The organism is Microbulbifer rhizosphaerae (assembly GCF_014191725.1).
Taxonomy (GTDB): Bacteria; Pseudomonadota; Gammaproteobacteria; order Pseudomonadales; family Cellvibrionaceae; genus Microbulbifer; species Microbulbifer rhizosphaerae.
In genome coordinates this window covers 1-11,071 of the sequence record NZ_JACHWZ010000007.1, presented here as the reverse complement: position 1 = coordinate 11,071, position 11,071 = coordinate 1, and the positions used below count along the sequence as shown (strand labels likewise).

The 11,071-nt window shown below is 58.7% G+C and carries 7 protein-coding genes and 1 tRNA gene; 4 read left to right on the top strand and 4 right to left on the bottom strand.

The window, feature by feature from the left end; genetic code table 11:
- Positions 1-90: 90 nt before the first annotated feature.
- Positions 91-2,202 carry an Ig-like domain-containing protein gene (locus FHS09_RS08670; protein ID WP_183458833.1) on the bottom strand — a complete coding sequence of 704 codons (2,112 nt, stop codon included), beginning with the start codon at positions 2,200-2,202 and terminating at the stop codon, positions 91-93.
- A 685-nt stretch (positions 2,203-2,887) separates the two neighbouring features.
- On the opposite strand from FHS09_RS08670, the gene ppc reads away from it, so the two are divergent.
- Positions 2,888-5,551 carry a phosphoenolpyruvate carboxylase gene (ppc, locus tag FHS09_RS08665; protein WP_183458831.1) on the top strand — a complete coding sequence of 888 codons (2,664 nt, stop codon included), beginning with the start codon at positions 2,888-2,890 and terminating at the stop codon, positions 5,549-5,551.
- A gap of 225 nt (positions 5,552-5,776) precedes the next feature.
- Here the strand turns inward: ppc and FHS09_RS08660 are convergent.
- A tRNA-Leu gene (locus FHS09_RS08660) sits at positions 5,777-5,863 on the bottom strand.
- A 262-nt stretch (positions 5,864-6,125) separates the two neighbouring features.
- On the opposite strand from FHS09_RS08660, the gene rnr reads away from it, so the two are divergent.
- The 3 genes from rnr to rlmB all read left to right on the top strand — a co-directional run bounded on the left by rnr (position 6,126) and on the right by rlmB (position 9,742).
- The gene (rnr, locus tag FHS09_RS08655) at positions 6,126-8,633 is read left to right on the top strand and encodes a ribonuclease R (protein WP_183458829.1); all 2,508 of its coding nucleotides are present in this window, start codon (positions 6,126-6,128) and stop codon (positions 8,631-8,633) included.
- Positions 8,633-8,836 carry a hypothetical protein gene (locus FHS09_RS08650; RefSeq protein ID WP_183458827.1) on the top strand — a complete coding sequence of 68 codons (204 nt, stop codon included), beginning with the start codon at positions 8,633-8,635 and terminating at the stop codon, positions 8,834-8,836. Before rnr ends, FHS09_RS08650 begins: the two co-directional genes overlap by 1 nt.
- Before the next feature lie 135 nt (positions 8,837-8,971).
- Complete coding sequence (rlmB, locus tag FHS09_RS08645) at positions 8,972-9,742, top strand: 23S rRNA (guanosine(2251)-2'-O)-methyltransferase RlmB (protein ID WP_183458825.1); 771 nt, start codon at positions 8,972-8,974, stop codon at positions 9,740-9,742.
- Between the two features lie 15 nt (positions 9,743-9,757).
- Here the strand turns inward: rlmB and FHS09_RS08640 are convergent, their stop codons facing one another.
- On the bottom strand, positions 9,758-10,123 hold the full coding sequence (locus tag FHS09_RS08640) for a hypothetical protein (protein ID WP_183458823.1): 366 nt from the start codon (positions 10,121-10,123) through the stop codon (positions 9,758-9,760).
- A gap of 5 nt (positions 10,124-10,128) precedes the next feature.
- Positions 10,129-10,707 (bottom strand): hypothetical protein, encoded by a 579-nt coding sequence (locus tag FHS09_RS08635; protein ID WP_183458821.1) that lies wholly within the window; start codon positions 10,705-10,707, stop codon positions 10,129-10,131.
- Between the last annotated feature and the right edge of the window lie 364 nt (positions 10,708-11,071).

Below are 11,071 nucleotides of genomic sequence, written 5' to 3'. Positions count from 1 at the left end.
AAGGGCCGACTCACTCGAGTCGGCCCTTTCTTTAGACGGCTTTGCCAAGTTGGCTAAGCTAACGTCACAAGCAGATTAGATTAGATCGCTTTAGTAAATGTAAGCAGCCCCGCTTCCTCGGTTGTTGTCATCTTCCTGATTGCCCCCAATCCCGGTGGCATTGCTCGCCTCCCCAGGAGCGCCGACGGCCATGGTGCTACCATCTTCAGATAGTGCTATGGAATATCCGAAACCATCCCAAACTCCAGTATTTGACGCTTTGACAAAGCTTGCTTGATGCCAGGTGTTGCCGTCCTTGTAAAAGGTATAGACAGCTCCGGAATACTCTGCGGTTCCCTCATGAGATGGGTTGATGCCGGTGCCTGCAGTGCTATCGGCACCTTCTCTAGACCCTATGGCCAAGTTTTTTCCATCCGATGAAAGTGCCAATACTTCACCAAAATAGATGTTTGCTTCAGGGTGTGATGGTTTTATATAGGCCGCCTGCTCCCATCCATCCTCAGTTCTTTCGAACACATATGCAGCCCCAGAATCCTCTAGAAGGTCGTCAGGGGTAATATCAATACCTGCGCCGGATGTGTCATCTGCAATGGCTCCTACCACCAGTGTTTTTCCGTCACCGGATAAAACAACATCGGCACCAAAAGCATCACCATCGGCGTTATCTATGAGATCAGAAGTAACAACTTGTGCAGTAGAGTAATTGTCTGCCGAACTGTAAAGATAAGCCCTACCCTTGTAGAGATTGCCAACCGCTATGGTGCTGCCATCTTCAGAAACAGCGACACTCAAATAATATGCAGTCTCATCGGTGTATATAGTTTCCCTCGTTAAGATGTAACCGTCATTGTCTAGTTTTAAAACGTCTACTCTTGCAGGATCGCTGGAAGATTTTTCGCCGGCGCTGACCGCCAAAGTGTGACCATCGGCAGACAAAGCTATCGATTTTCCATACCCTTCTCCGTCTTCGACGGGGTTCGGGTCTTCCCAGATAGATTCCCAGCGCATGTCTTCCTCTGCGCTTTCGTTATAAGCGAAGAAGTGAACTGCGCCGTGGTCAGTTGCATCCGATCCAGTGGGCGTTCTGTTTGAGTATCGGACACCTACCGCGAGAAACTTTCCATCCGCACTGAGGGACAGCGTCTCGCCGATATTGTCATTGCTGCGGGTGAAATCACTGCTCTGTAACGGCAGAGTTCCACCGTTTAAATACGATGTCCAGCCGTTCGACGTCTTGTGGAACATATACACGCCACCTATATCCCACTCTCCGTATGCGGGCGCCCCTACAGCCATAACCGAACCGTCAGCGGAAAGTGAAACACTTGAGCCAAATACCAAGTCGTCGTTCTCTGGTATGTTATCTCCGGTTTCGGGTAAGGCTCTCTTAAAATAGCCAATCATGGACCTCGTATCCACGCCATCCAAGGCGATTTCATTCGAGCTCTCAATAATGCGCTCATCCTGGTCCAGTGCAATAAGCTGCAGGCGAGCCTTATCCCAGAGCGTAAGGTGCAACGGAACCTCGATTTCCACTTCAGTCTGGTCGCCTGCAATGACTTCAAGACCTGAGTCTGTGAAACCGGAACTCCCATCCGGGTTGACTTCAACGCGATAGTGGTCGACGGGCACATCGATCGTCCAGCTTATCTTCAGCATTTTCGGATTTGTGCCGTCACCACCTGCCTCGGCGCTCGCTGACAACTCGGCGATGGGTGTGACCGTTACCGTCACCGTCGCTTCGGAGACGTCTCCATCTGTATCGGAGATTTCATAGGTAAAGCTATCCTCACCGTTGAAGTCTACACTGGGAACATAGGTGATAGTGTCATCGCTCGCGTCATCGGGTGTGCCGGAGTCGTTAACCGTCGCCTGGCCGTATTGGGGAGATGTCTTCACCACCAATGTGCTGATTCCATCGCTTCCAAGATCGTCGTTTTGCAGTACATCGATAACAATGTCGGTATCTTCGTTGCCGGTGATAGTGTCGTCGGCTGCTTGAGGTTGCGTATCGACGTCGCCGCCGGAACTGCTGCTGGAACTACTGCTGCTGGAGCTGCTACTACTCGAGCTGCCGCCCCCATTGTCACTGCCGCCACCCCCGCCCCCGCAGGCCGCCAACGTTGCGGTCAAAAGTAGCACGGGTAATTTTCCGGTAAGGCCCGCAAGCCCCTGGCTGATGTTTTTACTGGTTGTGATCATTGCTATTCCTTTTCAACTGATTGTATGGGGTCCGTTCGATAGTGTTGCTGTACGGTATTCTTTGATGGCTCGGTATTTGCTTTTTTTAATTCAGGGAAGCTATTCGATTTATATGGTTAAACTGCATATTTTTCAGCCTCAGTAAATTGGGCTGACTGCGGGCAGGGTGCCCGCTATCGGCAGTCGATCGCAACCAGGGGAACCGGCTTGGCCGTATCTGGGAGGGGATGTAGTTAGCCTAGCTGTTCGCATGGCCACTATGCTGGCAGGCATACCTCAATTCCCTGGCAGTTTCCCTGCCACACCCGTGGCTATTCAAAACGGATTTTACCCATTGGCAAATGCCATATCCACCAACGCAGCCGCAATTAGTGAGGTAAATCCCACTTTGAACTAGAGAAATCAGTTGCTACTCACTTCAGAACATTGGAGTAGTTATTGGGGGGGGTGGTCAGCGCTAAGTCGCGACTGTAATCGCATGTGATGCTGTGCTGTTACCAAAAGGAGGCGGGATCATCTGGATGTGCTCGTTTCGCTCGACGCGTAGTGGTTGTGATCACAAGCTCAACCCGGCTGGTTGCGGGCGTTGGGTCCGTCCATAATTTTTTTGAGCCACCTGGAGCGATCCCTCTCCGTGGATATATGCGAAAATGCGCCAAATCGTTCCACCCGGGAGAAAAAGTCCGTGAATCGGGATCAAAACGCCCCTCTACGAGAAGACGTCCGCCTGCTCGGCGAGGAGCTCGGCGCGGTACTGCGGGAGCAGGCCGGCGAGAAACTTTTCGATACAGTTGAAACCATCCGCCAAGCCGCGGTGGAAAGCCGCAGCCAGGGCGAGATGCCGGTGAAGCGCCTGCGCCAGTTGCTGGACCCGCTCGACGACGAAACACTGCTGGAAGTGGCGCGGGCATTCAGCCAGTTCCTCAATCTGGCCAATATCGCCGAGCAGCGCCACCGCGAACGCTTGCACCGCCATCACCAGCGCTATCCCGGCGACCCGGATACGGACCGAGGCCTGCGCCAGGTGCTGGCGGAGCTGAAAAAAGCCGGCGTCGGCGACGATAAGGTCAAGTCGGTGCTGGAAGACTTGTCCGTGGAGCTGGTGCTCACCGCCCACCCTACCGAGGTCACCCGCCGCACCCTGATTCGCAAGTACGACCGGATCGCCGACCTGCTCACCGATCTGGACCGGCCCGATCTCACCGAAGAAGAGGAGCAGGATCTGCGCCGTCACCTGCGCGAACAGATTGTCTCCGCCTGGAGTACCGACGAAATCCGCCGCGAGCGGCCGACACCGGTGGACGAGGCCAAATGGGGCTTCGCCACTATCGAGCAGTCCCTCTGGCAGGCGGTGCCCCGGGGTATGCGCGAGATTGAAGCGGAGCTGGCCCTGGCCGGCCTGGAACCGCTGCCCGCGGACTGGGTGCCGATCCGTTTTGCCTCCTGGATGGGCGGGGACCGGGACGGCAACCCCAATGTCACCGCCGCCGTGACCCGCCAGGTGCTGCTGCTGGCCCGGTGGATGGCTGCCGACCTGTACCTGCGGGATGTGGAAAACCTGCTGGCGGACCTGTCCATGCACCGGGCCAGTGACGAACTGCTGGAACGCACCGGCCCCAGCCACGAACCCTACCGGCTGGTACTGCGCGAGGTGCGCGAGCGCCTGCGCATCACCCGGGCGCGGATGGAAGCCCGGGTGGCGGCCCGCCCGGAACCGGAAGGCGAGGGCTACACCAGCGGCCGGCAACTGTTCGACGAGTTGAGCCTGATAGACCGCTCCCTGCGCGCGGTGGGCCTGTCCGCCGTCGCCGACGGCCAGCTCAAGGATACGCTGCGCCGGCTCAACTGTTTCGGCATCACACTGCTGCGCCTGGATATCCGCCAGGAGTCCACCCGCCATATCGACACGCTGGACGCCATCACCCGCTACCTGGACCTCGGTGGTTATGCGGACTGGGATGAGGCACAGAAACAGCAGTTCCTGCTCACCGAACTGGAGAGCCGGCGTCCGCTGGTGGATGAGGCCTTCTATCACAGCGATCTTTGTGATGAAGACGTGCGCGAAGTGCTGGACACCTGCAAGGTGATCGCCGAGCAGGGCCCGGAAGGGCTCGGCGCCTATGTGATTTCCATGGCGAGGACGTCTTCCGATGTACTCGCTGTGAAGCTGTTGCAGAAGATCGCTGGTGTGCACCACCCGATGCGCGTGGTACCGCTGTTCGAAACCCTCGATGACCTCAACAACGCTGGCGACACCATGCGCGCGCTGCTGGATATTCCGCTGTACAAACAGCGTGTGAGCGGCGGTCAGGAAGTGATGATCGGCTATTCCGATTCCGCCAAGGACGCCGGCTTCCTCGGCGCCGCCTGGGCCCAGTTCCGCACCCAGGAAAAGCTCACTGCGATTTTCCGCGAGCACGGTATTCCACTGACCCTGTTTCACGGCCGCGGCGGTTCCATTTCCCGGGGCGGGGCACCGACCCGTATGGCGCTGCTGTCGCAGCCGCCGGGCTCGGTGGCCGGCCGCATCCGCGTCACCGAACAGGGCGAAATGATCCGAGTCAAATACGGCCGTCCCTCGCTGGCAGCCTACAACCTGGAGCAGTACGTGGCCGCCACCCTCGAAGCCACGCTGATGCCGCCGGCGGAGCCGCGCCCGGAGTGGCGCGCGGAAATGGATCGCCTGACCGAAGTGTCGGTGGACGGCTACCGCCAAGTGGTGCGCGACGACCCGGCACTGGTGGCCTACCTGCGCACCGTAACCCCGGAAACCGAACTCAGCCGCCTGTCCCTGGGCAGCCGCCCGGCGCGGCGCAAACCCGGCGGCGGGGTGGAAACCCTGCGCGCCATTCCCTGGGTGTTCGCCTGGACGCAGATCCGCCTGATGCTGCCCGCCTGGCTGGGCACCGGCGCGGCGCTGGAAAGCGCACTGGCCAGCGACGAGGAAACGGAAATATTGCGCGCGATGGACGAGCAGTGGCCCTTCTTTCAGGGCGCCGTGGATATGCTTGAGATGGTGCTCGCCAAGACCGACACCCGGGTCGCGTCCTGGTACGAGGAGCGGCTTACTGATGAGGGGGAGCTGATCCGCCTCGGCGACACACTGCGCGAGCACCTGGCCGACACCGTGGCAGCGCTGCACCGCCTCACCGGCCACGACAGCCTCCTCGACAACAACCCGGTGATGCGCTGGTCGATCCGCGTGCGCGATCCCTATACCGATCCGCTGCACCTGCTGCAGGCGGAACTGATGGCCCGCCTGCGTGAGCGCGATACCGATCCGGTTCTGGAAAGCGCGTTGATGGTAACCATCGCGGGAATCGCTGCGGGGATGCGCAACACCGGATGATGATGTGCGGGGTTTCGGTGAGGGTCAGTGACTACACCCGGGGGGCGGAGAAGAATACCGGAGTTCGATGCGAAGGCCCTGATCCCCGGTGGCTGTTTGGGAAATGTTCGCCGATCAGGCTTTTTCCCGAATGGCCTCCGGCAGCGGGGCCGCCCGGGCTTTGGCTTAGTGGTGGCGAGGGCCAAATAAAAAAGGCCGACTCTCGCGAGTCGGCCTTTTTGAATATGGTGCCCAGGAGAAGACTTGAACTTCCACGACCGTAAGGCCACTAGCACCTGAAGCTAGCGCGTCTACCAATTCCGCCACCTGGGCAAATTCAACGGTGTGCCCCGTTGAGGTCGCGAACTATAGAGATTTGCCCCAGGGGTGTCAACGGCCAATTTGCGTTTGTTTCGTCATCGTTCGCAGGAGTCGGGATAGGGCGGGAAATGGCTTATACTGCCAGCAATGCGACCTTCTGCCGCGGCCCTTGGCGCCGTTATCGGCCGAGCCCCGTGTCGCAATCTACCAATCCCCGGGCCCTGTCCGGGGAGCCGCCGCAGACCGGCGGTCACCTCGAACAACGGATGCTGCTTTGACTCAAAAGAAACCCACACACCACACCCAGGCCGATCCCCACGCCGAGCGCGAGGCCGAGAAATACGAAAAACCCGTCCCCAGCCGCGAGTACCTGCTGCAGCTGCTGGAGCAGCAGCCGGGCCCGGTATCCTGGGAGACGGTGGCCGACGCCCTGGATATCCAGGACGAAGACCGCCGCGAGGGGGTGCGTCGGCGCCTGATCGCCATGTCCCGCGACGGCCAGATCGCCAGCAACCGCTCCGGCGACTTCGGCGTGCTGGACAAGATGAGCCTGGTGCGCGGTCGTGTCATCGGCCACCGGGACGGCTTCGGCTTCGTCTCTCCCAGGGATGGTGGCGACGACCTCTATCTTTCCCACCGCCAGATGAAGAAGGTGTTCGACGGCGACGAAGTGCTGGTGCGCGAGACCCCCGGCGGCTTCCGAGGCAAGCGCGAGGCGGCGGTGGTGCGGGTGATCAAGCACAACACCCGGGAGCTGGCCGGGCGCCTGTTTCGCGAGAACGGCATCTGCTTCGTGCGTCCGGACAACCCGCGCATCAACCTGGACATCATGGTGGCGGCGGACAAGACCGCCGGCGCCAGTCACGGTCAGTATGTGGTGGTGGGTATCGTCACCCAGCCCAGCCGCACCAGCCTGCCCCAGGGCGAAGTAACGGAAGTGCTCGGCGACCACTTGGCGCCGGGCATGGAAATCGACGTCGCCATCCGCAACTACGGTATCCCCCATACCTGGTTGGCGGGACTGCAGAGCGAAGTGGATGCCATTGCCGACGAGGTGAGAGAGGAGGACAAGGTCCACAGGGTCGACCTGCGCCAGCTGCCGCTGGTCACCATCGACGGCGAGGACGCCCGCGACTTCGACGACGCTGTCTTCTGCGAGGTGTTAAAGGACGACAGTTGGAAACTGCTGGTGGCCATCGCCGACGTCTCCCACTATGTGCGCCCCGGCAGCGCCCTGGACGAAGAGGCCCACAGCCGCGGCAACTCGGTTTACTTCCCGGACTTCGTGGTGCCCATGCTGCCGGAGAAGTTGTCCAATGGTCTCTGTTCCCTCAATCCCGACGTGGACCGGCTGTGCATGGTGTGCGAGATGCGCATCGACGTCGACGGCCGCATCCTCGATTACCGTTTCTTCGAGGGAGTGATGCGCAGCCACGCGCGCCTCACCTACTCCCAGGTGGGGCAGATGATCGAGGAGCGCGGCAAGCGCAGCAGCGGCCTGCGCAAGCAATTCGCCGCGCTCACCCCGCACCTGGATAACCTGCACGACCTCTACAAAGCCCTGCGCGGGGCCCGCGACCGCCGCGGCGCCATCGACTTCGAAACCACCGAGACGCGGATTATTTTCGATGAGAGCCGCAAGATCGAGCGCATAGTCCCGGTGCAGCGCAACGACGCCCACAAGCTGATCGAGGAGTGCATGCTCGCCGCCAACGTGTGTGCGGCGGAACTGATGGAGCTGTCGGAGCTGCCAATGCTCTACCGGGTGCACGATACCCCCAAGGAGGAGAAGCTCAGCAATCTGCGCGAGTACCTGGGCGAACTGGGCCTGCGCCTTCCCGGCGGCGCCGAACCTCAGCCCAAGGACTTCCAGGCACTGCTGGAATCCGTGGAGGGGCGCCCGGACGCGCACATCATTCAGATGATGCTGCTGCGCTCCATGAACCAGGCGGTGTACCAGCCGGAAAACCGCGGCCATTTCGGCCTCGACTACCGCGCCTACGCCCACTTCACCTCCCCCATCCGCCGCTACCCGGACCTGCTGCTGCACCGCGCCCTGCGCTGGCTGGTCCGCAATGGCAGCGCCAACGAGCGCATGGTGGCGAAAAAGGTCCACGTAGAGCCCGGGGCCAAGGCGCTGCCGCGGGAGCGCATCCTCCCTTACGATATGCCCGCCATGATCCAATTGGGCGAGCACTGCTCCATGACCGAGCGCCGCGCCGACGACGCCACCCGCGACGTGGTCAGCTGGCTCAAATGCGAATACCTGCAGGACCATGTCGGCGAGGTCTACCGCGGCGTGATCAGCGCCGTCACCGGCTTCGGCCTGTTCGTGGAACTGGAGGACCTCTACGTGGAGGGCCTGGTCCATGTCACCGCCCTGCCCAAGGACTATTACCGCTTTGAGCAGGCCCACCAGCGCCTGATCGGCGAGCGCAGCGGCGCCCGGTATCACCTGGGAGACCTGGTCACCGTGCAGGTGGCGCGGGTGGATCTCGAAGAGCGCAAGGTGGACTTCGCTTTCGGCGAGTTGCTGAGCAAGACTAAAAAAAAACCGAACAAGCCGGACAAACCGAACAAAATCCGCAGATTAGTGCGCGCGCTATGGAAATGGCCTTGGAGCACCAGCGAGAGCGCGAAAGGCGAGGTAGAGACGCCGCCGGAAAAACCCCGAAAGGAAAGGAAGGAAAGACCAGCCCCTGGGCCAGGCGCGAGGAAATCCCGGGGAAGGCGACGCCCTTCCGGAAACGCAAAGTCGGCTCCACCGAAGCGCAACCGGTAGTGGCCCAGCCGGAAAAAACACCCGCCCCGGAAGAGGGGGAAGCCCCGCGCAAAAAGCGCGGTCCCAAACGTACCCCAACCCGCAAGGGTGGCAAGCGCCCGTCGGTAGCCGCGCGCAAAGCCGCACAAAAAGCGGAAAAGGCCGGTGCCAAAAACGGCAAGGGCAAGAAGAAAATAGCCGCTAAGGGCAAGAAGAAAAAGTAATATCGGGATTCGGGAAAGCTGTAGGGTGGATAAGCGCTACAAAGCCTGAAAGATTAGCTCCCCTCTCCCGCTTGCGGGAGAGGGGCCGGGGGAGAGGGCATTCCCACCCCGCCACATCGTCAGTAAATAACACCAATGTCCAAACAAAACATCTACGGCCTCCACGCCGTACAGGCCCTGCTGAAAAGCTCCCCCCAACAAGTACAGGAGCTATTCCTGCTGCGCGGCCGCAAAGACCAGCGCCTGCAGAAAATTCTCAAACAGGCGGAACAAAACGATATTCCCCTGCGCTTTGTCGACCGCCGCACCCTGGATGAAAAGGTCGGCGATGAAGGCAATCACCAGGGCGTGATCGCCCTGTGCGCCGGCGAAACAAAAGTCCACGATGAGCGTTTTTTGAAAGAACTGCTGCAGGAACTGGAACAGAAATCCGAGGCGCCGTTCCTGCTGGTCCTCGACGGCGTCACCGACCCCCACAACCTCGGCGCCTGCCTGCGCACCGCCGAGGCCGCCGGCGTACACGCCGTAATCGCCCCCAAAGACAAATCCGCCGGCCTCACGCCCACCGCCAGAAAAGTCGCCTGCGGCGCCGCGGAAGTGCTGCCCTTTGTCACCGTCACCAATTTAGCGCGCACATTGCAGCAGTTGCAGCAGGCGGGAATATGGATTTTCGGCGCCGCCGGCGAGGCAGAGCAGGATATCTACCAGAGCCAGCTCACAGGCCCCATGGCACTGGTGATGGGCGCCGAGGGTTCCGGCCTGCGCCGGCTGACGCGGGAAAACTGTGACCACCTGATCAGGATCCCCATGGCGGGGGAGGTGAGCAGTTTGAATGTCTCGGTAGCTACCGGTGTATGCCTGTTTGAAGCGGTTCGACAGAGACGATGTGAAAAAGTTAATCTTTGAGCATTTTGCACAAAGCTATTTCGAATTAACCTCTGTGAGGTCTAATATCAATTGATCAAGCTTGCTGTTCAAATTTTTATCAGACGTGAAAGCTATTATTGCCGATTCCGCCATAGAGAGTAATTGTTCGGGCGAAAGTTTTTGATCAAACTCATTCGTCAATACGGTACTGATAAAAGCTCTTTTAAGCGTTTCTAAATCCGCTCCCTGCTCGTGTAGCTGAAGAACATTGTTTATTACTAGATGGTTGACCCCGTCGGTTTTGGTATTTGCTTCGCTGCGGTGGCTGTGCCCCCCGCTTTTTGATTTTTTCTTCCTGGCTGAAGCTTGTAGTTTTTCCAGAAGTAGTTTCGTTGAAGTGTTGTTTCCGTCGATTTTCATAGCGATTAATGTTGGGTATAGCGGGACAGCAGCATTTTATTGACCGCACTATCATCGTCTTGTGCTTTGTCATCCTCTTGCTCGTCGGAGCTGGAGGGGTTCAGGGTGACTTCGATGATGCGTTCTATATCTCCATTTAGCGCCGGATTTTCAGTATTCTCCCCGATCCCTTGCCTCAACCATTCCACACCTTCCTCTATCTTGTTGTCAGTTATGGCAAGCAGCCCTTGTGCAAGGGTTTGAAAATATTTGGGAGCTTCATTTGTATTCATCAAGTGTTGCCACACAGTTTTGGCTTCGTCAAGCTGTTGGGTTATAAGATAGAGTTGCCCTAGTTGAAAGTGAGCAACCCATAACTGGGGGGCCATAGTGATAGCTGATTTCATCCCTGCAATTGCACGGTCATACATCTTGATTTCAGCGTGTTCTGCAGCCAATACCAAGCGCTTTGCCGGATGATCTTCAAGATCGATACTGCGCTTTAAAAGTTCTATAGCTTGGTCGTGCTGTTTGCGATTACTGGCCTCTAAGGCGCAATGAAATAGCTCCTCCGCGTCCAGGCCTTCTTTTGTCTGTGTGGGCATGAAAGCTCTCCTGTCAATGGGAGTCATTCTACATATCCGGCTCCGGAACGGCTAGCGCTCAGGGTTGACCCTGGGGACTGCTGGGTTCCAGCATTCTTAAAATGCCACTTGATGAGTAGGTTGGTTGGGGGTGCTTGTCACTTCAGCCCTCGCTATCTCTTGATGGGCAGGTATTTTATGACTCGGTGTTCAAAATTCGCGCAATCCTGGGTTGCAGGGGTGATTTTTTGTGATCTGTGTCACAAATATCCACCAGCATTCAAAATTTTCCTGCACGATTCCCCCAAATCCCCGGATAGGTAAGTCAAGAACGCGGCCCTTAGCCAGGGCGCCCTTAAGCGCCCGCCGCCGCACTACTCTTGAT